Consider the following 23017-nt stretch of genomic DNA (forward strand, 5'->3'; position numbering starts at 1 on the left):
ACACCCGACAGGCCGGCCAGCGCTCATCCATGCCTTGAACTCATGACAAGCGCTGACGCGACGACAGCATTGATGACTGCATAGGATGTGGGTAGTACCCCGGTTTGCGCTAGAATCACCGGTTCCGATTTTTACGGCGCCGTGTCGGTGCCCTGTTTGCCCTGTGGAGAGTTCCTACATGTCCCAATCCAGCCTTATCCAGGATCTGCAAGATCGTGGCCTGATCGCACAAGCGACAGATGCTGCGGCGCTCGACGAACTGCTGGCCAAGGAATCGGTGACCCTCTATTGCGGCTTTGACCCGACGGCGGACAGCCTGCACATAGGCAGCCTGGTGCCCATCCTGGTGCTCAAGCGCTTCCAGCAGGCTGGTCACAAGCCGATTGCCCTGGTAGGTGGCGCCACCGGCATGATAGGCGACCCCAGCTTCAAGTCGGCAGAGCGCAAGCTCAATACGCCCGATGTGATCGAGGGCTGGGTTGCCAAGATACGTGCCCAGGTGGAGCCTTTCCTCCAGTTCGACGGTGCTAATGCCGCCATCATGGCCAACAACCACGATTGGTTCGGCCCCATGAGCGTGCTGGATTTCCTGCGCGATATCGGCAAGCATTTCTCGGTCAATGCCATGATCAAGAAGGAGTCGGTACAGCAGCGTATCAACCGCGACGACCAGGGCATCTCCTTCACCGAGTTTGCCTATAGCCTGCTGCAAGGTTACGACTTCACCGAGCTGAACCGCCGTCACGGTTGCCGCCTGCAAATAGGTGGGTCTGATCAGTGGGGCAATATCACGGCGGGTACCGACCTGACCCGGCGCCTGAACCAGCAGCAGGTGTTTGGCCTGACACTACCGCTGGTGACCAAGTCCGATGGCACCAAGTTTGGCAAGACCGAGACCGGCACCATCTGGCTCGATGCCAAGAAGACCTCGCCTTATGCTTTCTACCAGTTCTGGCTGGGCACGGCCGATGCCGATGTGTACACCTTCCTGCGTTACTTTACCTTCCTGTCACCTGCCGAGATCAATGCCATCGAGGCGGCCGACAAGGCTCGTGAAGGCAAGCCTGAGGCACAGCGCATCCTGGCAGAGCAGGTGACGGCCATCGTCCACGGCCCTGGTGCAGTCGAGGCGGCGCAACGTATCAGCCAAAGCCTGTTCAGCGACAGCCTTGCGGCCCTGACCGAATCGGACTTCGAGCAACTGGCCCAGGATGGCATGCCCGGTGTTGTGCTGGAGCGATCGGTGACCGGCCTGATCGATGCACTGGTGGCCGCCAATCTGGCCAAGTCCAAGAGCGAGGCGCGTACCTTTATCCAGAGCGGTGCGGTCAGCATCAACGGCAGCCGCGCTGATACGCTAGAGCATAGTTTTGGCGATGCGGAGCGTCTGTTCGGCCGCTTTACACTGCTCAAGCGTGGCAAGAAGAACTATGGTTTGATCAGCTGGCAGTGATGCGGGCCTAAAGAAAAACGGCGCACGATGCGCCGTTTTTTTTGCGTCCCGCCAGCCTCTCGGTCAGCGATCCCGTTTCCCCGATTGTGTCCCATCCGGTATGGGCTCGCTGGTTTCTTCCGGCTCGCCTTCCTCGGTTGGGATTTCCTCTCCCTCCAGCAGCTCGGCTTCTTCTTCGGGCTCGGGCATGGCGACACCGCGCATGCCTATGCCGGCGACAAAGCCATTGCCCCGGGTGAACTCGTCAAAATACCACTCGCCACCTTGCTGGCTAACGCCGGCAGGCTGCGGCATGGTGTATGTGGGCAGGCCCTTGAGCATAGGCGTCATGAAGCGCATCCACTGCGGCAGGGCCAGCTGGCTACCGGCCGAGCTGGTGCCCAGTGAGCGTGGCTGGTCGAAGCCCATCCAGCTGACGGCAACCAGGCTGTTGTGATAACCGGCAAACCAGGCGTCGCGCGCCTCGTTGGTGGTGCCGGTCTTGCCGGCAAGGTCGGTACGGCCCATATCGTTGCTGCGGTAGGCAGTGCCGTGCTGGGCCACGCCTTGCAGCAGATTGTTCATCAGGAAGGCATTGCGCGGTGAAATGGCGCGGATAGCGTTCTGATCGGCAATTTTGGGCTGCGCCTGCAGCAACAGCTTGCCTTTGCCGTCGCGTACTTCGCGTATCAGGTAGGGGTCGACACGGAAGCCGCCGTTGGCGAACACGGTATAGCCCCGTGCCAGTTGCAACGGGGTGACCTGGCCTGCGCCCAGGGCCATGGGCAGATAGGGGGGTACCTGGCGTTTTTCAAAGCCGAAGCGGGTGACGTAATCACGCGCATAGGGCACGCCGATATAGTCCAGCACCCGCACGGCCACGAGATTCTTGGATTTTTGCAGGCCACGCCGCAAGGTAATGGGGCCGGATTGGCTGTAGTCGTCGTTCTTGGGCTCCCAGGCTTTCTCGTCTTTGGGGTCTAGCTTGATCGACAAGGGGGCGTCGTTGACGATGGTGGCGGGGCCGACACCGCGCTCCAGTGCGGCCGAATAGACAAAGGGCTTGAAGGTGGAGCCGGGTTGACGCCAGGCCTGGGCGGCACGGTTAAAGTGCTGCACCTTGAAGTCGAAGCCACCGACCAGCGCCCGTATGGCGCCATCCTGGGGGGCCAAAGCCACCAGCGCGCCCTGTACTTCGGGTAGTTGGGCGATTTCGGGCTTGCCCTGGGTATTCTGTATGACGCGTACTATGCTGCCCGGCTTGATGCGTAAGGCCTCGTTGGCACTGCTGCGCAAGCCGGCGGCGGCAAAGCGCAGGCCGTTGCTGTTGATGACCAGTGCTTCGCCCTCGCGGGTCTGCACGGTCACTTCACGCGGGCTGGCTTTCAGCACCACTGCAGCGATCATTTCCTCCGCATCGGGGTGGCTCTCCAGTGCCTCTTCTATTGCGTCATTGCGATCTTCGTCCGCCGTGGGCAATACCATTTGCCCTTCTGGGCCGCGATAGTTGCGACGCCGGTCGTAGTCGAGCAGGCTGGTGCGCACGGCATCCCAGGCCGCCAGTTGGGCGGTGTAGTTGATGGTGGTGTGTACCACCAGCCCCATGCCATAGGCTTTCTCGCCATACTGGGCGACCATCTGCTGGCGCGCCATCTCGGCGGCGTATTCCGCCTTGGGCCGGGGCTGGTAGGTTTGCATCTCGCCTTCGGCCAGCTTGAGTGGCTCGGCCAAGGCCTGCTCGTAGCTGGCCTTGTCGATTAGCTTTAGTTCCAGCATGCGCTTGAGGATATACGCCTGGCGTATCCGTGCCCGCTTGGGATTGACCACAGGGTTATAGGCGGCAGGCGCCTTGGGCAGGCCGGCCAGCATGGCGGCTTCAGCCAGGGTGATGTCCTTGAGTTCCTTGCCATAGTAGATACGGGCGGCACTGGCATACCCGTATGCGCGCTGACCCAGGTAGATCTGGTTCATGTACAGCTCGAGTACCTCGTCCTTGCTGCGGACGGATTCGATCTTGTAAGCCAGGAGTATCTCGCGCAGCTTGCGGGTGTAGGTCTTGTCCTTGGTCAGGAACATATTGCGGGCAAGCTGCATGGTGATCGTGCTGGCACCCTGGCCGCGGCCACCACTACCCAGGTTGGCGAGTCCGGCACGCAGTACGCCTTGCAGGTCAACAGCGCCGTGCTCATAAAAACGGGCATCTTCAATGGCCAGGACGGCATGCTTGAGCTGTGCCGGCATATCGGCCAGCTTGACCAGGCTGCGCCGCTCCTTGCCAAATTCGCCTATCAATACGCCGTCGTCGGAGAATACCCGCAACGGCACCTTGGCTTGCAGGTTGTCCAGCTCGGCCAAGGAGGGAAGGTCGCGCAGTAGCCACCAACCGGCACCGATAAAGGCGGCGAGTATCAACCCTGCTGTGGCCCAAAGCAGTTTGCGATAGCGTCGTAGCAAGGCACGCAGCTTCTGCAGGCGTTTTTTGGGAGGGGCAGGCGTCTGGGTGTCGGTCACGTTGGTGGTAAACGGATAGAAGCGTTGAGGTGTGAAATCAGCCTAGCTCTTGCAGCGAGGCAGGGGTGGCGTTTGCAGCTACCGTCCATCGCGCGGCGCGTATTGTGCCCGTTTCAGGGCATCATGGCTTGCTTATACGCCGATGACAGGCAACAAAAAAGGCGAGCCGAGGCTCGCCTTCTGCTGCCGGGGTGAAAATCAACCCAGCAGATGTGCTACGCCTGCGCGCTCTTCCTCGAGCTCGGCCAGGGTGAAATCCATGCGTTCGCGCGAGAAGGCATCGACTTCCAGACCGGTAACGCGGGTGTATTCACCGTTGGCGCAGGTGACGGGGACGCCGTACATCACGCCTTCGGGGATGCCATAGGAGCCATCCGACGGAATGCCCATGGTCACCCACTTGCCATTGGTGCCCAGTACCCAGTCACGGATATGGTCAATGGCGGCATTGGCGGCCGAGGCAGCCGAGGACAGGCCACGGGCTTCAATGATGGCGGCACCGCGCTTGCCCACCTTGGGGATGAAGGTGTCTTTGTTCCAGGCTTCGTCGTTGATCTTGGCCTTGAGCGAAGCGCCGGCGGCGGTAGCAAAGCGATAGTCGGGGTACATGGTCGGGCTGTGGTTGCCCCAGACGATCAGGTTCTCGATATCGGCAACGGCTACGCCTGCCTTGTCGGCCAGTTGGCTCAGGGCGCGGTTGTGATCCAGGCGCAGCATGGCGGTGAAGTTCTTGGCTGGCAGGTCGGGGGCCGACTTCATGGCGATGTAGGCATTGGTGTTGGCTGGGTTGCCGACAACCAGCACCTTGACGTCACGGCTGGCAACCTTGTTCAGGGCGGCGCCTTGGGCGGTGAAGATCTTGGCGTTTTCGAGCAGCAGGTCCTTGCGCTCCATGCCGGGGCCGCGAGGACGGGCGCCAACCAGCAGGGCTACGTCAACGTCCTTGAAGGCAACTTCGGCGTCGTCGGTGCCGACCACACCGGCCAGCAGCGGGAAGGCGCAGTCTTCCAGCTCCATGATCACGCCCTTGAGCGCGGCCTGGGCTTTCTCCAGCGGCAGTTCCAGCAGTTGCAGAATGACGGGCTGATCCTTGCCCAGCATCTCGCCAGAGGCAATGCGGAACAAGAGGCTGTAACCGATCTGGCCGGCAGCGCCGGTAACGGCAACGCGAACGGGTTTCTTCATCGTTGGAACTCCTGGAGAGCTTTAAGTAGGGAGAGGCGAGTGTGGCCACCAGTTGCAGCAATCGTTCACTTCAGGTGTCAGTGAGCGATAGAGGCAAGGGTTTTCATGTGGCAGCACAGCAATCAGGACGAGTCTAGCATCTCAAGCTGCTGAAATCACCCGGAATACGGTTGAAGGGCGACTTTGTTGCAATGCAATCTTGTGTCTTATATAAGACTGGGATGGACAGCGGCGCGGCGGTGGCGTATAAAGCGCGAAATCCCGCTTCCCGCGAGCCTTTCAATGTCTGCAGCATCCGGCCGCCACCCGGCCGAACTCCCAGGTCGCCAGCCTTTGTACACGCAAGTGCGCGGGCGCATCCTTGCGGGTATAGAGCAGGGCGAGTGGGATGCTGGGTCGGCCTTGCCCAGTGAGTTTGAATTGGCTGACCGCTTTGGCGTCAGCCAGGGGACTGTGCGCAAGGGGCTCGACAGCCTGGTGGGTGAGGGCGTGCTGGTGCGCCGCCAAGGGCTGGGAACCTTTATCGCCCAGGCGCAGGACGACTGGGGACGGGCGGAGCTGCCGGGTTCGGATCGGGCGCTCGAAACCTCGGTGGAATTGCTTGCCTGCGCCCGCAGCAATGCTGGTGATGAGCCTGCTGCTGCATTGGGATTGCGGCGCGGTGCCATCCTGATCGCGGTCAAGCGACTGGTCAGGGTGTCGGGCGAGCCCTATGCGGTGATTGAAAGTTTTGTGCCGGCAGAGCGCTTCGAAGGTCTGGACGCTCGCCGTATCAAGCAGGCCAATTGCAATCTGCGTACCGTCTGGTGGCGTGAATTCGGCTTGCGCGTGGTATCCAACCCGCCGCAGTTCAGGGCGGGGCTGGCAGGGCGCGAAGAGGCCAGGTTGCTGGGGGTCGAGGTCGATAGCCCTGTTCTGGAAGTGGCAAGGACCGCAGGCGGTTTGAGTAGCACGCCAGTGGAATGGTCGGTGTTGCGTTGCCGCACCGATCATTACGTCTATCGTGTCTGATATGACACGGTAATGTAGTCGGGACGGTTTTATAAAGGCCAAGCTGGACGGTAATGGCAAATCCGTTTGCTACAATCGAAAGGCTTTGCCACGGGCGTTGCTGTACTGGCTGGTTTGCCGGTGCCGACAGCGCCACCTGCGGGTACTGCCGCGGGGCAACGGTGCAGCGGCTTGCACTGTGACTCAAACAAAATAAGGAATCGCGTCATGGAGAAAAAACGGCCCAAGCATCTTGATCTCCCGAAGATCAGGCTGCCTATCCCGGGCATCATCTCGATCCTGCATCGTATCAGCGGTGTGGTCCTGTTCCTCGCCATCCCGGTGGTGCTCTGGCTACTGCATGGCTCGCTCTCCAGCGAGACGCAGTTCGATGCCTTCAAGTCCTTTATCGCCTATCCGGTGGTCAAGCTTGCCTTGATAGGTCTGCTGTGGGCCTATCTGCATCATGCCTGCGCTGGCATCCGTTTTCTCTTCCTGGACGTGCACAAGGGCCTGGAGCTCGAGACTGCGCGTAACACTGCCAAGGCTGTGCTGGTTGTCAGCCTGGCGCTTACCGCCATCATCGGAGGTGTCCTGTGGTAAATCGCCATGTTGTCGGCGCGCACTATGGTTTGCGCGACTGGTTGTTGCAACGCGTTACCGCCGTGGTGATGCTGGTTTACACCGTGGGCCTGCTGGCCTTCCTGATCCTGGCCGCGGGTGCCAGCTACGATAGCTGGAAAGCGCTGTTCGCCTGCACCTGGGTGCAGGTGCTGAGCACGGTCACCATCCTCGCCTTGCTGCTGCACGCCTGGGTTGGCGTGCGTGATATCTGGATGGACTACGTCCAGCCCCTGGGTCTGAGGCTGACCCTGCATGTGCTGACCATCCTGTATCTGATCGGTAGCTTTGTTTACGCAGTTAAAGTGGTGTGGGGTGTCTAATGGCGAACGTCGCTAAACGTCAATTCGATGCAGTGATCGTGGGTGCTGGCGGAGCCGGCATGCGCGCAGCATTGCAGCTTTCCGAGGCAGGCCTCAAGACGGCTGTGCTATCCAAGGTTTTCCCTACCCGCTCGCACACCGTGGCGGCGCAGGGGGGCATTTCCGCTTCGCTGGGCAACGTCCAGGAAGACAAGTGGGAATGGCATATGTACGACACGGTCAAGGGTTCCGATTGGCTGGGTGACCAGGATGCCATCGAATTCATGTGCAAGACTGCACCTGAGGCCGTGATCGAGCTGGAACACTTTGGCATGCCGTTTGACCGGGTGGAGTCGGGCCGCATCTATCAGCGCCCCTTCGGTGGCCATACTGCCAACTTCGGCGAGAAGCCGGTGCAGCGTGCCTGTGCCGCTGCCGACCGTACTGGCCACGCGCTGCTGCATACCCTGTACCAACGCAATGTGCGCGCCAATACCCAGTTCTTCGTCGAATGGATGGCGCTGGACCTGATTCGCGATGCCGATGGCGATGTGGTGGGCGTGACCGCGCTGGAGATGGAAACCGGTGAAGTCTATGTGCTGCATGCCAAGGCGGTGCTGTTTGCCACCGGCGGGGCAGGGCGCATCTATGCGGCCTCCACCAATGCCTTTATCAATACCGGCGATGGCCTGGGTATGTGTGCCCGTGCCGGCATCCCGCTGGAAGACATGGAATTCTGGCAGTTCCACCCGACTGGCGTGGCCGGTGCGGGCGTGTTGATCACGGAAGGCGTGCGCGGCGAGGGCGGTATTCTGCTCAATGGCAATGGCGAGCGCTTTATGGAGCGCTACGCGCCCACGCTGAAGGATCTGGCACCGCGCGACTTCGTGTCGCGCTGTATGGCGCTGGAAGTGCTGGAGGGGCGTGGTGCCGGCAAGAACAAGGATCACGTACTGCTCAAGCTGGATCATCTGGGCCCGGAGGTGATCAATCACCGCTTGCCGTCCATCCGCGAAATTGCCATCAAGTTCGCAGGTGTTGATCCCATCAAGGAACCGATCCCGGTTATTCCGACCACTCACTACCAGATGGGTGGTATCCCCACCAATTACCTCGGTGAGGTGATGGTGCCCGAGGGCGATAACCCGGAAGTGCGCGTCAATGGCTTCTATGCGGCAGGCGAGTGTGCCTGTGCATCGGTGCACGGCGCCAACCGCCTGGGTACCAATTCGCTGCTCGATCTGGTGGTGTTCGGCAAATCGGCCGGCGACAGCATGATCGACTTCATCAAGCGCGAGCGTCCGGTGCACAAGCCGCTCCCGGAGAACGCCGCCGACTACAGCCTGTCGCGCATTGCCCGCCTGGAGAACCAGACTGGTGGCGAAGAGGTGAACGATGTGCGCAGCGCCATGCAGAAGACCATCCAGCTGCGTGCCGGTGTGTTCCGCAATAGCGAGAACATGGCCTTGGGCGTGAAGGAGATCGCCGAAGTGGCCGAGCGTGCCAAGCGCACCCAGATCAAGGATAAGTCCAAGGTCTGGAACACTGCCCGTATCGAAGCGCTGGAATTGGACAACTTGATAGAGGCCGCCGTGGCGACCATGATCGCCGCCGATGCCCGCAAGGAATCCCGTGGCGCTCACTCGCACGATGACTTCCAGAAGCGTGATGACGACAACTGGATGAAGCACTCGCTGTTCTTCAGCCATGACCGTCACCTCGATTACAAGCCGGTGCATACCAAGCCGCTGACTGTCGACTACATTCCGCCCAAAGAACGTACCTTCTAAGCGCGCGCCGGAGAACCAACATGAAGATGCAATTCAAGATCTACCGTTACAACCCGGACGTCGACGCCAAGCCTTATATGCAGGATTGCGAAGTCGAGCTGGAGCCTACCGACAAGAAGCTGCTGGATGCGCTGGTACGCCTGAAGGTAGTGGACGACACGCTGTCGTTCCGCCGCTCCTGCCGCGAGGGCGTATGCGGTTCCGATGCCATGAACATCAATGGCAAGAACGGCCTGGCCTGCGTGACCGATGTGGTTGGCCTCAAGCAGCCGGTTGAAATCCGTCCCTTGCCTGGCCTGCCGGTCATCCGCGATCTGATCGTGGATATGACCCAGTTCTTCAAGCAATACAATTCCATCAAGCCCTATGTGATCAACGACACGCCGCCGCCTTCGCATGAGCGGCTGCAGAGCCCCAAGGATCGCGAAGAGCTGGATGGTCTGTACGAGTGCATCCTGTGTGCCTGCTGCTCGACCTCCTGCCCGTCGTTCTGGTGGAACCCGGACAAGTTCGTCGGCCCGGCTGGCCTGCTGGCTGCCTATCGCTTTATTGCCGATACCCGCGATACCGCCACCAACGAGCGGTTGGATAATCTGGAAGACCCGTACCGGCTGTTCCGTTGCCACTCCATCATGAATTGCGTGGATGTGTGCCCCAAGCACCTCAACCCCACCAAGGCCATAGGCAAGATCAAAGAGCTGATGGTGAAACGGATAGCCTAAGTGACCTATACCCAAGCGGACAAGAACCGACTCCGCTGGCGTTCCCGCCGGGGTCTGCTGGAACTTGATCTCGTGTTTGAACTCTTTCTCGAACACGATTTTGATCAGCTGACCCCTGCGGAGCTGGACGTCTACCAAGACTTGTTGATGCTGCCGGACATTGATCTGCTAGAACTGGTGGATGGCAAAACCGACACCACCGATGACCGCCTCGTTCCTATCCTGACGCGGTTGCGGCACTGGCAAGTCGCCAAGAAACAATAATAATGCGCTTAGTTCGAGGGCCGGGAAGGGCGTAATTAGCGGCCTTCTCTGCTTCACCCGATATTCAATCAGGAGCATTTTCCATGGCTGAAGCCTCCAAAGTAACGCTCTCTTACAACGACGGCCAAAACAGCGTCGAACTGCCCGTGCTCAAGGGCACCCTGGGCCCCGATGTGGTCGATATCCGCGCCTTCGGCAAGACCGGCATGTTTACCCATGACCCAGGCTTTCTGTCGACTTCCAGCTGCGAATCCAAGATCACCTTTATCGATGGTGACCTGGGCCAGCTCTACTACCGCGGCTACCCCATTGAACAGCTGGCAGAAAAGAGCGACTACCTGGAAGTCTGCTATCTGTTGCTGAACGGCGAACTGCCGACCAAGCAGCAGAAGGAGCAGTTCGACTACACCGTCATGCGCCACAATATGCTGCATGACCAGATCCACAATTTCTTCCGTGGTTTCCGTCGTGATGCCCACCCCATGGCCGTGATGGTCGGTGTGGTCGGCGCCTTGTCGGCCTTCTACCACGACTCGCTGGACATCAATGATCCGCGCCACCGCGAAGTGGCGGCCTTTCGCCTGATCGCCAAGGTGCCGACCATTGCTGCCCAGGCTTATCGTTACAACAAGGGTCTGCCGCTGAGCTACCCCAAGGCGGGGCTGAGCTACGCCGAGAACTTCCTGTACATGATGTTCTCGACCCCGGTCGCCGAGTACACGGTCAACCCGATCACCGCTCGTGCGCTGGATCGTATCTTCACCCTGCATGCTGATCACGAGCAGAACGCCTCCACCTCGACGGTGCGTCTGTCGGGCTCGTCGGGTGCCAACCCGTTTGCCTGTATTGCTGCCGGTATCGCCTGTCTGTGGGGCCCGTCGCACGGCGGCGCCAACGAGGCTGTGCTGAAGATGCTGGATGAAATCGGTGATGTCTCCAAGGTTGCCGACTTCATGCAAGGCGTGAAGGACAAGCGCTACAAGCTGATGGGCTTTGGCCATCGCGTGTACAAGAACATGGACCCGCGTGCAGCCATCATGCGCGAGACTTGCCATGAAGTGCTGAACGAACTGGGCCTGCATGATGACCCCAAGTTCAAGCTGGCCATGGCGCTGGAAAAGATCGCCCTGGAAGACCCGTACTTCATCGAGCGCAAGCTGTACCCGAATGTGGACTTCTACTCGGGCATCGTGCTGAGCGCCATCGGTATTCCGGTTTCCATGTTCACGCCGATCTTTGCCCTGGCACGTACCGTGGGCTGGATCTCGCACTGGAGCGAGATGATCGCCGATCCGACCATGAAGATCGGACGTCCGCGTCAGCTCTATACCGGTGCACCGCGTCGCGATTACATCGATATCGAGAAGCGCAGCTAAGTACCGCAATACGCGCCCGCTTCCCTGGAATCGGGCGCGTATTTGCAGCTCTACCGAATTACCCAGTTTGTCGAAATCGTCTCGCCCAAGCGAAAAGCAAAAAACGCCATAGGCCACATCACCATGATGCAAGCATTCCAAGCCCAGTCCCACTTGTTCGGCGGCAATGCGCCGTTCATCGAGGACCTGTATGAACAGTACCTCGCCGATCCACTCGCCGTGGAGCAGGAATGGCGGGACTATTTCGACAAACTGCAGCAACAGCCCGGCAATACCGATCGCGACATTCCTCGCGCCGCCATCGAAGAATCATTCGTACAGATGGCCAAGCAGCCGCGCGTTGGCGGTATCTCCGCCGCCGCCCAGCAGGAGGCCATGAAGAAGCAGGTGGCCGTGCTCAAGCTGATCTCGGCCTACCGCGTCCTGGGCGTGCGTTATGCCTCGCTCGACCCGCTCAAGCGCCTGGACCAGCAGCCTTTGGTCGAGCTGGATCCGGCCACCCATGGCTTGTCTGATGCCGACATGGCGCTGACCTTTGACTGTGGCAGCCTGATCGGCCCCGAGCGCGATACCCTCGCCAACATTCTGGCGCGCCTGAAGCAGACCTACTGCGGCAGCATAGGCCTGGAATACATGCACATCACCAACTCGACCGAGAAGCGCTGGATACAGGAGCGTTTTGAGTCGACACGCTCCACCCCCAGCTTCAACCGCGACAAGAAGCTGCGCATACTCAAGCAGATTACCGCCGCCGAGACGCTGGAACGTTATCTGCACACCAAGTATGTGGGCCAGAAGCGTTTCTCGCTGGAGGGCGGTGAAAGCATGATCGCTGCGCTGGACCACCTGGTGCAGACCTCGGGCGAGCATGGCGTGCAGGAGATGGTGATAGGCATGGCCCACCGTGGCCGCCTGAATGTGCTGGTCAACACCCTGGGCAAGCAGCCGCGCGACCTGTTCTCGGAGTTCGAGGGCAAGTACAGCTACGATCTGCCCTCGGGTGACGTGAAGTACCACATGGGCTTCAGCTCCGACATTCCCACGCCAGGCGGTGCTGTGCACGTCTCCCTGGCTTTCAATCCTTCGCACCTGGAGATCGTCAATCCGGTCGTGGTGGGGTCGGCTCGTGCCCGCCAGCAGCGCCGTGGCGACCGCACCGGCGGCCAGGTGATGCCGGTGCTGCTGCACGGCGATTCGGCCTTCATCGGCCTGGGTACCAACCAGGGTACCTTCAACCTGTCGCAGACCCGGGGCTACGGTGTGGGCGGCACGGTACACATCGTCATCAACAACCAGATCGGTTTCACCACCAGCGACACGCGTGATACCCGCTCCTCGCTGTACTGTACCGATATCGCCAAGATGATCGAAGCACCGATCTTCCACGTCAATTCCGACGATCCGGAGGCTGTCTGCTTTGTGGTGCAGGCCGCGCTGGACTTCCGCCGGCAGTTCCGCCGCGACGTGGTGATCGATCTGGTCTGCTTCCGCAAGCTGGGACACAACGAGGGCGATGACCCGATGTTGACCCAGCCCATGATGTACAAGAAGATCGCCAAGCACCCCGGCACCCGCAAGATGTACGCCGACCGCCTGGTGACCGAGGGCCTGCTGAGTGCAGATGAAGCCGATGGTTTGATCAAGGCCTATCGTGCCGCCCTGGACAAGGGTGAGCATGTGGAGCAGACCACGCTGACCGATTTCAAGCGCAGCTTTGCCATTGATTTTGGCGCGTTCAAGGGCACCCACTGGGCGCACCCGACCGATACCACTCTCAGCGCTGCCGAGATCGGCCGTCTGGCCGACAAGGCGACCAAGACCCCCGAGGGCTTCAAGCTGCACCCGACCGTGGACAAGGTGCTGGCTGCACGTCGTGACATGGCTGCTGGCAAGCAGAACATGGACTGGGGCATGTCTGAAATCCTGGCCTATGGCTCGCTGCTGGAAAAGGGCTATGGCGTACGTATTTCGGGCGAGGATTCGGGCCGGGGTACGTTCAGCCATCGCCATGCCGTGTTGCACGATCAGAACCGCGAGAAGTGGGATGACGGCGCCCATGTGCCACTGCGCAACCTGAGCGAGAACCAGGGCCACTTCCTGGTGATCGACTCCATCCTGAACGAAGAGGCCGTGCTGGCCTTTGAATATGGCTACAGCTCCTCGGCACCCGATGAGCTGGTGATCTGGGAAGCCCAGTTCGGCGACTTCGCCAACGGTGCGCAGGTGGTGATTGACCAGTTCATCACCTCGGGCGAGACCAAGTGGGGGCGCTACTGCGGCCTGACCATGATGCTGCCGCACGGTTACGATGGCCAGGGACCTGAGCATAGCTCGGCCCGCCTGGAGCGTTACCTGCAGATGTGTGCCGAGCACAATGTGCAGATTGTCATGCCGTCGGAAGCCAGCCAGATGTTCCATGTGCTGCGTCGTCAGCAACTGCGCCCGTACCGCAAGCCGCTGATCATCTTCATGTCCAAGCGCCTGTTGCGCTACAAGGACTCGATGAGCCCGCTGGAGGCTTATACCAATGGCACTTTCCGCCCGGTGATTGCCGATCCGGACAGCCCGGATGCCAAGAAGGTGAAGCGCGTGGTGGTGTGTTCCGGCCAGGTGTATTACGACCTCGCCAATGCCCGCAAGGAGCGCGAACAGAAGGATGTCGCCATCGTTCGCGTCGAGCAGCTCTATCCCTTCCCCACGGATGAACTCAAGGCCGAGCTGGGCAAGTACAGCGCTGCCAAGGAAATCATGTGGGTGCAGGAAGAGCCGAAGAACCAGGGCGCATGGCACCAGATTCGGCATCGGCTGGAAGCCTGTATGTCGGCCAAGCAAGCCTTGCTGTACGCTGGCCGTCCGTCGTCTGCCTCGCCAGCGGTGGGCTATATGAGCAAGCACACCGCGCAGCTCAAGGCCTTCCTGGACGAAGCCATGACGGTAAGCAAGTAAACCGATCTGTAGGGGCGGCCACCAGGGTGGCCGCCCATTGAATTCTCAACATCCCAAGCCAGGCTATTCCCAACGGAGCCGAAAAACATGCTGATCGAAGTCAAAGTCCCCCAACTGCCCGAGTCCGTCTCCGAAGCCACCCTGGTTTCCTGGAAGAAGAAGGTCGGCGATTACGTCGAGCGCGACGAAAACCTGATAGACCTCGAGACCGATAAGGTCGTGCTGGAACTGCCGGCACCGCAAGCCGGTGTGATCGTCAGCCTGGTGAAGGGCGATGGCGCCACCGTGGTGAGCCAGGAACTGATCGCCACCATCGATACCGAAGCCAAGGCCGGTGCTGCTGCGCCCGCAGCCACGGCAGCTGCGCCAGCCGCTCCTGAAACCAGCCGTGTTGCCGCTGCCGCTGCTGCCGCCGGTGTGCCAGAAAACGCCATCGGCTTTGGTACCGCTGTGATGCCGGCCGCCAAGAAGGCTGCTGCCGATGCCGGTATCGATGCCAGCAAGATTGCGGGTTCTGGCCGCGATGGCCGGGTGTTGAAGGAAGATGTGGTGGCAGCTGCCGCCAAGCCGGCAGCGCCGGCTGCCAAGGCTGCCGCACCGGCGGTTGCTGTACCTGCTGGCGATCGTTCCGAGCAACGCGTACCGATGAGCCGCCTGCGCCAGCGCGTGGCCGAGCGCCTGATTGAATCGCAATCGACTGCTGCCATCCTCACCACCTTCAATGAAGTGAACATGAAGCCGGTGATGGACCTGCGCAACCGCTACAAGGATCGTTTCGAGAAGGAGCACGGCATCAAGCTGGGCTTCATGGGCTTCTTCGTGAAGGCTGCCGTGCATGCGCTGAAGAAGTACCCCATCGTCAACGCCTCGGTAGATGGTAGCGATATCGTCTACCACGGCTATTACGACATCGGTGTGGCCGTGGGTAGCCCGCGTGGTCTGGTGGTGCCGGTGATACGCAATGCCGATCAGCTGAGCCTGGCTCAGATCGAGAAGCAGATCGCTGACTTTGGCAAGCGTGCGCAGGAAGGCAAGCTGACCATGGAGGAGCTGAGTGGCGGTACCTACACCATCTCCAATGGCGGCACCTTCGGCTCCATGATGTCCACCCCCATCATCAACCCGCCGCAATCGGCCATCCTGGGCATGCATGCCACCAAGGAGCGTGCCGTAGTGGAAGAGGGCGTCGTGGTGGTTCGCCCCATGATGTATCTGGCCCAGTCCTACGATCACCGCATCATCGACGGCCGTGAAGCCGTATTGAGCCTGGTGGCGATCAAGGAAGCCATCGAAGACCCGGCCCGCCTGCTGCTGGATATCTGATGCGCCAAGGCGAGGCGCAAGCGCAGGACACCCTCCTGCTTTGCTACTCGCAGTAATGCAACACAGCGCTGGGCATGGTGCGTATCCCATGCCCGGCGCCCAACACCTCACATAGGTTCTGAACCATGTCCCAACAATTCGACGTTGTCGTTATCGGTGGTGGCCCTGGCGGCTATGTGGCCGCCATTCGTGCCGCCCAACTGGGCTTCAAGACTGCATGTATCGATGCCACCAGCAGTGCTGATGGCAAGCCTAGCCTGGGCGGCACCTGCCTGAACGTAGGTTGCATCCCGTCCAAGGCGCTGCTGCAATCGTCCGAGAACTACCATCACGCAGTCCACAGCTTCGCCGATCACGGCATCAGCACGGGCGCGGTCAAGATGGATGTGACCCAGATGCTCAAGCGCAAAGAGGAAATCATCGCCAAGAATACCGGCGGTATTGCCTTCCTGTTCCGCAAGAACAAGGTCACCTCCTTCCACGGTACCGGCAGCTTCAAGGGCAAGAACGGCGACAAGTATGTGCTGGAAGCCAAGCTGGCCGACGGCAAGCTGGAAGCGATCGAGGCAACCCATGTGATCGTGGCAACCGGCTCCAGTGTGCGCCAGCTGCCCGGCGTGACCATAGACAACAAGCTGGTGCTCGATAACGAAGGCGCGCTGGCCATCCCGGCTGTGCCCAAGCGTCTTGGCGTGATAGGCGCTGGCGTGATCGGCCTGGAAATGGGTTCGGTCTGGAAGCGCCTGGGTGCTGATGTGACGGTGCTGGAAGCCATGCCCACCTTCCTGGGCGCGGCTGACGAGCAGGTGGCACGCGAAGCGCTGAAGTTCCTGACCAAGGAAACCGGCCTGGTCATCAATACCGGTGTCAAGATCGGCGAGATCAAGGCCAGCAAGAAGGACGTGACGGTGAACTACACCGACGCAGCCGGTGCTGAGCACAAGGCGGTATACGACAAGCTGATCGTCTCCATCGGTCGGGTGCCCAACACTGCAGGCCTGAATGCCGATACCGTTGGCCTCAAGTTGAACGAACGTGGCCAGGTGGAAGTGAACGATGACTGCCAGACCAATCTGCCCAATGTCTGGGCTATTGGTGACGTGGTACGCGGCCCCATGTTGGCCCACAAGGCGTCGGAAGAAGGCGTGGCCGTGGCCGAGCGCATTGCCGGCCAACATCCGCACGTCGATTTTGGCACTGTGCCCTGGGTGATCTACACCAGCCCCGAGATTGCCTGGGTAGGCAAGACCGAGCAACAGCTCAAGGCCGAAGGCGTGGAATACAAGAAGGGCCAGTTCCTGTTCTCGGCCAACGGCCGTGCGCTGGCGCTGGGCGAGGCCAAGGGCTTCGTGAAAATGCTGGCCGACAAGAAGACCGATCGTATCCTGGGCGTGCACATTGTTGGCCCCTACGCTTCCGAGTTGATTTCGGAAGCCGTGGTAGCCATGGAATTCTCGGCTAGTTCGGAAGATATCGCCCGTATCGTCCATGCCCATCCGTCGTTGTCCGAGGCCTTGCATGAGGCTGCTCTGGGCTGTGATGGCCGGACGCTGCATAGCTGATTACGTGTGAGGGGTGGGGAGCAAGGCGTGAGTTGTTGCACGCTGCGCTTTTCTCCTCACGCCTCACTCCTCACACCTTAGACAAAGGAAGTTGCAATGAACCTCCACGAATACCAAGCGAAAGACCTGCTGGCCAAATACGGCCTGCCGGTGCAAAAGGGCATCCTGGCCACCACGCCGGAAGAAACTGCCAACGCCTTCCGTTCCATGGCTGGCAAGTTTGCTGTTGTGAAGGCCCAGGTTCACGCTGGCGGCCGCGGCAAGGCCGGTGGCGTCAAGGTGGTCAAGAGCGCCGACGAAGCTGCCGATGTGGCCAAGTCGCTGCTGGGCAAGCGCCTGGTGACCTACCAGACCGATGCCAAGGGCCAGCCTGTCAACAGCCTGCTGGTATGTGAAGACATGTACCCTGTACAGCGCGAGCTGTACCTGGGCGCCGTGGTGGACCGCTCCACCCGTAGCATCGTGTTCATGGCCTCGACCGAAGGTGGTGTGGAGATCGAAGAAGTCGCCCACAACACTCCCGAGAAGATCATCAAGACCGTGGTTGACCCGCTGGTTGGCCTGCAGCCTTACCAGGCTCGCGAAACCGGTTTTGCCCTGGGCCTCGACGATACCCAGATCAAGCAGTTCACCGGTCTGATGATGGGTGCCTACAAGGCATTCGTTGAAAACGATTTCGCCTTGTTTGAAATCAATCCGTTGGCCATCCGTGGCAATGGCGAGCTGTGCTGCGTGGATGCCAAGATCGGCATCGACAGCAATGCCGCCTTCCGCCTGCCATCCATCGTGGCTCTGCGTGACAAGTCGCAAGAGAATGACCGTGAACTGAAGGCTTCTGAGTTCGACCTGAACTATGTGGCGCTGGAAGGCAATATCGGCTGCATGGTGAACGGCGCTGGCTTGGCTATGGCGACCATGGACATCATCAAGCTCAAGGGCGGTCAGCCAGCCAACTTCCTGGACGTGGGCGGCGGCGCCACCAAGGAGCGCGTGATCGAAGCCTTCAAGCTGATCCTGGCCGATGAGTCGGTCAAGGGCGTGCTGATCAATATCTTCGGTGGCATCGTCCGTTGCGACATGATTGCCGAGGCCATTATCGCTGCCGTGAAGGAAGTGAACGTGACCGTGCCGGTCGTGGTTCGCCTCGAAGGCAACAATGCGGAGCTGGGCGCCAAGATTCTGGATGAATCCGGCCTCAAGCTGACTTCGGCCCAAGGCCTGAATGATGCTGCCGAGAAGATCGTGGCTGCCGTCAAGGCCGTTGCCTAATCACCCGCACGAACAAAGGAAAAAACCATGAGCGTTTTGGTTAACAAAGATACAAAAGTGCTGGTGCAGGGCTTTACCGGCAAGAACGGTACCTTCCACGCCGAGCAGGCGCTGAAGGTAGGCACCAAGGTTGTTGGCGGTGTGACCCCGGGCAAGGGCGGCAGCAGCCACCTGGGCCTGCCGGTGTTCAACACCATGCGCGATGCCGTCCGTGAGACCCAGGCCGATGCCTCGGTGATCTACGTGCCGGCACCGTTTGCCAAGGATTCCATCCTGGAAGCCATCGACGCTGGCGTAAAGCTGGTGGTCTGCATCACCGAAGGCGTGCCGACGATAGATATGCTGTACGTCAAGCGTGCTGTGGATGAAGCCGGTATTCGTCTGATCGGCCCGAACTGCCCCGGTGTCATCACCCCAGGTGAGTGCAAGATCGGCATCATGCCTTGGCACATCCACAACCCCGGCCGCATCGGTATCGTGTCGCGCTCCGGCACCCTGACCTATGAAGCTGTGGCACAAACCACCGCCCTGGGCCTGGGCCAGTCCACCTGTATCGGTATTGGTGGCGACCCCATCCCCGGCACCAGCCATATCGATGCGCTGAAGCTGTTCCAGGACGATCCGGACACCGACGCCATCATCATGATCGGTGAAATCGGTGGTTCGGCTGAAGAAGAGGCCGCTGAATTTGCCAAGGCCTATGTGACCAAGCCCGTCGTGGGCTACATTGCCGGTGTGACTGCCCCCAAGGGCAAGCGCATGGGCCATGCTGGCGCCATCATCTCCGGCGGCAAGGGGACGGCAGAAGAGAAGTTCGCTGCCTTCGAGAAGGCGGGTATTGCCTACACCCGTAGCCCGGCCGAGATCGGCAAGACCATGTTCGAGCTGCTGAAGAGCAAGGGCATGATCAAGTAAGCCTGATTACGCTGCGGTAGACAGACGCCACCTTCGGGTGGCGTTTTGTTTTTGGTGGGGTGCTATCTTGTATCGTTGAGTTTGCGTTACGACCTGCCGTGCGCTAACAAAGAGCAGACCTATAACAACGGGGGAAGACACATGGGTGATTACAACTATGGCCTTGGCGCACCGCCACACCGCCGCTGGCCGGTGGCCTGGTATAACCCAGCCGTGTTGTTGCGCTCTGCCAGGGAGATGGTGTCCACGGCCGACCAGAACCGCAATCTGGACCGGCGCGAGCTATACAGTGGCGACTTCGCTGCCTTCGACGCCACGGGCCTGACAAAGGGCGACGCATTCTGGTGGGATTTTGTTTCCGATACCGGTGATGGCGGCAATGCCACCTACACGGTTGCCAGAGCGGTGCTGGCGCCGGAGTTGTCGCTGCCAGGGGCTGATGCATTGCGCTTGCCAGCCGGCGGGCTGTTGGTCCTGGGGGGCGACCTGGCCTACCCAGGCGCCAGCACCGAGGAGTACCAGTATCGCTTCAATGAGATGTGGGAAGCGGCGAGGCCTGCGCAGGACGAGGCGCAACGGACTGTGCTGGCGATCCCGCAAAACCATGACTGGTTCGACAATATCTCCAGTTTTCAGCGGCATTTCGTCGATGATCATGATGATCGCTTCCTCAACGCCCATACACCGCAGTCGCGTAGTTACTTTGTGGCACGGCTACCTCATGGCTGGTGGTTGTTTGGCCTGGATTTCGCTTTGCTGGGGGATCTGGATCGCGAACAGTTCGAGGTGCTGCGGGACCTGGTGCGTACCCAGGTACAAGCCGGGCAGAACGTGATACTGGTCTACCCGGAACCCTATTGGACCCGCCCTCTGGGAGATGCCGCCCGACCCGGCTATGCCAAGCGCTACCAGCGGCTGGAGGCGCTGCTGCTGGCACAGGGGGCACGCGTACGTCTGCGCCTAGCGGGGGACCTGCATCACTATGTCAGGGAAACCGCCGCGCAAGGCGAGGGTGGCTTGGACTTTGACGATGCGCTGATTACCTGCGGCAGCGGCGGCGCCTTTCTGCACCCCACGCATACACGCAAGACCTCGCAGGCCAAGCGCATGTGCCTGGAGGTGGACGAGCAGGCGATGACCGACGACCTGCGTCAGCGCGTCAGGGTAGGGACAGTAGATAAGCCAGATGCAGCGGCGCCGCGCGGCTATCAGGCTCAGTGCCGCTACCCCGATCCGGCCCAGAGTCGCTACCTGTCCTGGCGCAACTGGCGGGCCTTGTTCCAGTCTGCCGGTGGCCTGCACTGGTCAGAGTTGCTGGAGAGCCCGGCTGCGCTGTGGCAGAACATCGTACAAGGCAATATGCTGTTTCCCTTGCTGCTGGGCGTGCTGTACTGGGCTGCGGTCTATTGCAATGCCTTTGTTTTCTCCCATTCCTTCCATGCCGATGGCTTTCTGCCGCCTGCGGAGTTTGCCAGGCTGGACTATGGGTCGTTTCTGGCGCTATGGGTGAAGGCGCTGTTCTTCAGCCCGCTTGCCTTTGCCGTGCATGCCGTGCTGCTGGTGCTTTGCTGCGCCATTGCCAGAGAGGACGGGCCCAGGGTGGGGGTATTGACCGGTGTGCCCCATGCCCTGTTGCATATGTTCTGGGCGGCCAGCCTGTACTGGTTGCTTAGCCGCTATGGGCAATTCCACCTTCTGGCCGGCAGCGTGGCCGCGCCGCGCTACCCCTGGGCAGATGCGGCCAGCATGGGTACCGCCTTGTGCCATTATTTGCTGCCAGTCATGGCGGGCTTGCTCAAGGGCGCCATATTGATTGTGTTGGGTGCCGCCATAGGCGGGCTGACCTTTGGCTGCTACTTTGCCCTAATGGCACGCTGTGGCTATCTGGGCAACAATGCTTTTTCACCCCTGGCCTGGCAGGGCTACAAGGGTTTCCTGCGTTTCTGCATCGATGCCCAAGGCAACCTGCATGGTTATATGCTGGGCACGGATCGGGTACCGCAACGCTGGCAAGCTAACCCTGATACCACGGCAAAGCGACCAATCTGGATAGAGGCGGCGGGGCAGAGGGCACCTGAATGGCGCGTGCGTGACCAGTTCACCTTGCCTCGGTAGCGCTGGGCAAGTATCTGAATAGAAGCAATATTTGTGGTACTTGTGTGCTATTTACCTGCTGGCTGGTGTTGGATTGGTTTGTCTATGCCATACCATTTTTGCCAAGTGGTGTTGGCTATCCCTGCCGTTCGTCGGTTGCCTTGAAAATAGGCAGTCTTTCCATATCAGAAAATAAGATATTTCTGTAGCTTGCCGACTTTGCTAGGGAAAACCCGCATAGATGGGCTTTGCTAGCGTCGGCGGATGACTGGAGGACGCATACGCCCCTGGGGTACTGAATATCCATCTTGCCGTGTTGCGACGGTGGTGCTCCCAATAGCCTTGCTTTCGATGCCGTGCTGCGCCGATATTTTTCATCCGCGTCTTGCCTGGCCTGAAGGCTGAGGCTGTTGGAGGGTTCCGGCAAGGAGGACTTCAGCACCATGCAGAACAAGCCGCTTGCGAAGGATACGGCGTGGGGAATGCGCGAGTTCGGCCGTCCGATATACAGATCGGGCAGGCCTTGAAATGGGATGTTTGCGATAGCAATGGGCGCTTGCTGCTCAGCAAGGGCCATGTCATCAGCAGTGATGGTCAGCTAGACAGGCTGGTGCGGGTTGGGCTTTACGCTGATGCGGAAGCACTGGCCCGTACGCGGGCCGAGGGACCGGCCGAGCCTATCAAGCCACCCTCGGTGACGGCAACCCTGGCCGTGGCGCGCAAGAAGCTGGATTACCTGGTGGGCAATGTCGAGCAGGTGATACGGCAAGGCGTGTTCCTGCGAGGTATTGAAGAAATCACCCAGCATATTGATGCCGCCTGCAGCCATGACCAGAACGTGGCCATGGCCATGGTGCTGTTGCGCCAGGAAGGGCGCTATGCGACCCGCCACATGATCAATGTGGCAACGGTGGTGCGCCTGGTTGCCCGTGCCATGAATATGCCCAAGGAGAGGGAAGGCTCGGTGGTTGCAGCCGCGCTGACCATGAATCTGGCCATGGCGGACTACCAGGACGAACTCAAGCAGCAGGCAGAACCGCTGACGCCTACCCAGCGCGCCCGGCTAGACAGACACCCGCTGGAAGCACGGGAACTGCTGCTGCGTGCAGGGGTGACGGACCCGGTCTGGCTGACTGCGGTCGAACAGCATCATGAGCATTTTGATGGGTCGGGCTATCCAGGCAGATCACGTTGCATTGTCGAGGCACAGCTACTGTGCCTGGCCGACGTATTCTGTGCCCGCATTGTGCCCTGCGCCTATCGTCCCGCCGTTGCGTCCAATGTGGCGCTACGGGGCATCTTGCTGGAGCGTGGCAAGGCATTTGATCCCACCGTCGCTGCCGTCTTTATCAAGACCCTGGGCATATACCCACCAGGTATGCTGGTGCGCTTGGTCAGTGGTGAAGTCGGTGTGGTGTTGCAGCAGGGCAGCAATGCGCAGCAGCCGGCGGTGGCGACCTTCATCAGCCCCCAGGGCACGCCGACCAGTCTGATACTGCGCCGTGATACCAGCCAGGATGCCTATGCCATTGCTGCCGCCATCGACCCCAAGTCGTTCTCGGCCTATGTCAATATGGAAGCGATCTGGGGCGCGACGGCGGCGGCCCATGGTCCGGAAGCCCATAGTCGCGCCAAGCACGCGGTGCGTGTCGCCGCGGCATTGAGCGCCAATGCGGCCATGGAGCAGGGCCGTCCTGGGCTGGCGGCCTGATGCA

Annotated in this window: 18 protein-coding genes; 15 read left to right on the forward strand and 3 right to left on the reverse strand. The window is 60.4% G+C overall.

Annotated elements, in window-relative coordinates; genetic code table 11:
- The first annotated feature begins 178 nt into the window (after positions 1 to 178).
- Positions 179 to 1453 carry a tyrosine--tRNA ligase gene (gene tyrS, locus V7714_RS04845; protein WP_335708701.1) on the forward strand — a complete coding sequence of 425 codons (1275 nt, stop codon included), beginning with the start codon at positions 179 to 181 and terminating at the stop codon, positions 1451 to 1453.
- A gap of 63 nt (positions 1454 to 1516) precedes the next feature.
- Here tyrS and V7714_RS04850 read toward each other — a convergent pair whose 3' ends face one another.
- Both V7714_RS04850 and V7714_RS04855 read right to left on the reverse strand, forming a co-directional pair.
- Entirely contained in the window at positions 1517 to 3943 is a 2427-nt protein-coding gene (locus V7714_RS04850; protein ID WP_335708702.1) for a penicillin-binding protein 1A, read from the reverse strand.
- Positions 3944 to 4141: 198 nt separating this feature from the next.
- The gene (locus V7714_RS04855) at positions 4142 to 5128 is read right to left on the reverse strand and encodes a malate dehydrogenase (protein WP_335708703.1); all 987 of its coding nucleotides are present in this window, start codon (positions 5126 to 5128) and stop codon (positions 4142 to 4144) included.
- Between the two features lie 282 nt (positions 5129 to 5410).
- Here V7714_RS04855 and V7714_RS04860 point away from each other — a divergent pair, with 282 nt between their 5' ends.
- From V7714_RS04860 to V7714_RS04920, 13 genes are all read left to right on the forward strand, one after another.
- Complete coding sequence (locus V7714_RS04860) at positions 5411 to 6139, forward strand: GntR family transcriptional regulator (RefSeq protein ID WP_335708704.1); 729 nt, start codon at positions 5411 to 5413, stop codon at positions 6137 to 6139.
- A 207-nt stretch (positions 6140 to 6346) separates the two neighbouring features.
- Positions 6347 to 6721 carry a succinate dehydrogenase, cytochrome b556 subunit gene (gene sdhC, locus V7714_RS04865; protein WP_284196284.1) on the forward strand — a complete coding sequence of 125 codons (375 nt, stop codon included), beginning with the start codon at positions 6347 to 6349 and terminating at the stop codon, positions 6719 to 6721.
- A complete protein-coding gene (gene sdhD, locus V7714_RS04870; RefSeq protein WP_284196283.1) occupies positions 6715 to 7062 on the forward strand; it encodes a succinate dehydrogenase, hydrophobic membrane anchor protein in 348 nt (115 codons plus the stop codon). The genes sdhC and sdhD overlap by 7 nt, the downstream gene beginning before the upstream one ends.
- A complete protein-coding gene (sdhA, locus tag V7714_RS04875) occupies positions 7062 to 8831 on the forward strand; it encodes a succinate dehydrogenase flavoprotein subunit (RefSeq protein ID WP_335708705.1) in 1770 nt (589 codons plus the stop codon). Before sdhD ends, sdhA begins: the two co-directional genes overlap by 1 nt.
- A gap of 26 nt (positions 8832 to 8857) precedes the next feature.
- Positions 8858 to 9553, forward strand: a complete 696-nt coding sequence (locus V7714_RS04880) for a succinate dehydrogenase iron-sulfur subunit (RefSeq protein ID WP_335708907.1) — start codon at positions 8858 to 8860, stop codon at positions 9551 to 9553.
- Positions 9554 to 9817, forward strand: a complete 264-nt coding sequence (locus V7714_RS04885; protein ID WP_284196280.1) for an FAD assembly factor SdhE — start codon at positions 9554 to 9556, stop codon at positions 9815 to 9817.
- A gap of 83 nt (positions 9818 to 9900) precedes the next feature.
- The gene (gene gltA / locus V7714_RS04890) at positions 9901 to 11193 is read left to right on the forward strand and encodes a citrate synthase (RefSeq protein ID WP_335708706.1); all 1293 of its coding nucleotides are present in this window, start codon (positions 9901 to 9903) and stop codon (positions 11191 to 11193) included.
- 123 nt (positions 11194 to 11316) lie between these two features.
- Complete coding sequence (locus tag V7714_RS04895) at positions 11317 to 14139, forward strand: 2-oxoglutarate dehydrogenase E1 component (RefSeq protein WP_335708707.1); 2823 nt, start codon at positions 11317 to 11319, stop codon at positions 14137 to 14139.
- Positions 14140 to 14226: 87 nt separating this feature from the next.
- Positions 14227 to 15462: a 2-oxoglutarate dehydrogenase complex dihydrolipoyllysine-residue succinyltransferase gene (gene odhB / locus V7714_RS04900; RefSeq protein ID WP_335708708.1), complete on the forward strand. Its 1236-nt coding sequence runs from the start codon at positions 14227 to 14229 to the stop codon at positions 15460 to 15462.
- A 125-nt stretch (positions 15463 to 15587) separates the two neighbouring features.
- Positions 15588 to 17024 (forward strand): dihydrolipoyl dehydrogenase, encoded by a 1437-nt coding sequence (lpdA, locus tag V7714_RS04905; RefSeq protein ID WP_335708709.1) that lies wholly within the window; start codon positions 15588 to 15590, stop codon positions 17022 to 17024.
- Positions 17025 to 17120: 96 nt separating this feature from the next.
- Positions 17121 to 18293 (forward strand): ADP-forming succinate--CoA ligase subunit beta, encoded by a 1173-nt coding sequence (sucC, locus tag V7714_RS04910; RefSeq protein ID WP_284196275.1) that lies wholly within the window; start codon positions 17121 to 17123, stop codon positions 18291 to 18293.
- A 27-nt stretch (positions 18294 to 18320) separates the two neighbouring features.
- On the forward strand, positions 18321 to 19208 hold the full coding sequence (gene sucD / locus V7714_RS04915) for a succinate--CoA ligase subunit alpha (protein ID WP_335708710.1): 888 nt from the start codon (positions 18321 to 18323) through the stop codon (positions 19206 to 19208).
- Between the two features lie 141 nt (positions 19209 to 19349).
- Positions 19350 to 21323: a hypothetical protein gene (locus V7714_RS04920; protein ID WP_335708711.1), complete on the forward strand. Its 1974-nt coding sequence runs from the start codon at positions 19350 to 19352 to the stop codon at positions 21321 to 21323.
- A gap of 115 nt (positions 21324 to 21438) precedes the next feature.
- Here V7714_RS04920 and V7714_RS04925 read toward each other — a convergent pair whose 3' ends face one another.
- A complete protein-coding gene (locus V7714_RS04925; RefSeq protein ID WP_335708712.1) occupies positions 21439 to 21879 on the reverse strand; it encodes a hypothetical protein in 441 nt (146 codons plus the stop codon).
- Here V7714_RS04925 and V7714_RS04930 point away from each other — a divergent pair.
- Positions 21859 to 23013: an HD-GYP domain-containing protein gene (locus V7714_RS04930; protein ID WP_335708713.1), complete on the forward strand. Its 1155-nt coding sequence runs from the start codon at positions 21859 to 21861 to the stop codon at positions 23011 to 23013. The genes V7714_RS04925 and V7714_RS04930 overlap by 21 nt on opposite strands.
- The last annotated feature ends 4 nt before the right edge of the window (positions 23014 to 23017 follow it).

The sequence above is a fragment of the Chitinimonas sp. JJ19 genome, assembly GCF_036961565.1.
Classification (GTDB): domain Bacteria; phylum Pseudomonadota; class Gammaproteobacteria; order Burkholderiales; family Chitinimonadaceae; genus Chitinimonas.

Bases quoted from the DNA above. Each gene is read 5' to 3' on its own strand.
- V7714_RS04920 (WP_335708711.1), top strand. From the start codon at position 19,350: ATGGGTGATTACAACTATGGCCTTGGCGCACCGCCACACCGCCGCTGG.
- gltA (WP_335708706.1), top strand. From the start codon at position 9,901: ATGGCTGAAGCCTCCAAAGTAACGCTCTCTTACAACGACGGCCAAAAC.
- V7714_RS04925 (WP_335708712.1), bottom strand. From the start codon at position 21,879: ATGGCCCTTGCTGAGCAGCAAGCGCCCATTGCTATCGCAAACATCCCA.
- V7714_RS04895 (WP_335708707.1), top strand. From the start codon at position 11,317: ATGATGCAAGCATTCCAAGCCCAGTCCCACTTGTTCGGCGGCAATGCG.
- tyrS (WP_335708701.1), top strand. From the start codon at position 179: ATGTCCCAATCCAGCCTTATCCAGGATCTGCAAGATCGTGGCCTGATC.
- lpdA (WP_335708709.1), top strand. From the start codon at position 15,588: ATGTCCCAACAATTCGACGTTGTCGTTATCGGTGGTGGCCCTGGCGGC.
- odhB (WP_335708708.1), top strand. From the start codon at position 14,227: ATGCTGATCGAAGTCAAAGTCCCCCAACTGCCCGAGTCCGTCTCCGAA.
- sucD (WP_335708710.1), top strand. From the start codon at position 18,321: ATGAGCGTTTTGGTTAACAAAGATACAAAAGTGCTGGTGCAGGGCTTT.
- V7714_RS04855 (WP_335708703.1), bottom strand. From the start codon at position 5,128: ATGAAGAAACCCGTTCGCGTTGCCGTTACCGGCGCTGCCGGCCAGATC.
- sucC (WP_284196275.1), top strand. From the start codon at position 17,121: ATGAACCTCCACGAATACCAAGCGAAAGACCTGCTGGCCAAATACGGC.
- V7714_RS04880 (WP_335708907.1), top strand. From the start codon at position 8,858: ATGCAATTCAAGATCTACCGTTACAACCCGGACGTCGACGCCAAGCCT.
- sdhC (WP_284196284.1), top strand. From the start codon at position 6,347: ATGGAGAAAAAACGGCCCAAGCATCTTGATCTCCCGAAGATCAGGCTG.
- V7714_RS04860 (WP_335708704.1), top strand. From the start codon at position 5,411: ATGTCTGCAGCATCCGGCCGCCACCCGGCCGAACTCCCAGGTCGCCAG.
- sdhA (WP_335708705.1), top strand. From the start codon at position 7,062: ATGGCGAACGTCGCTAAACGTCAATTCGATGCAGTGATCGTGGGTGCT.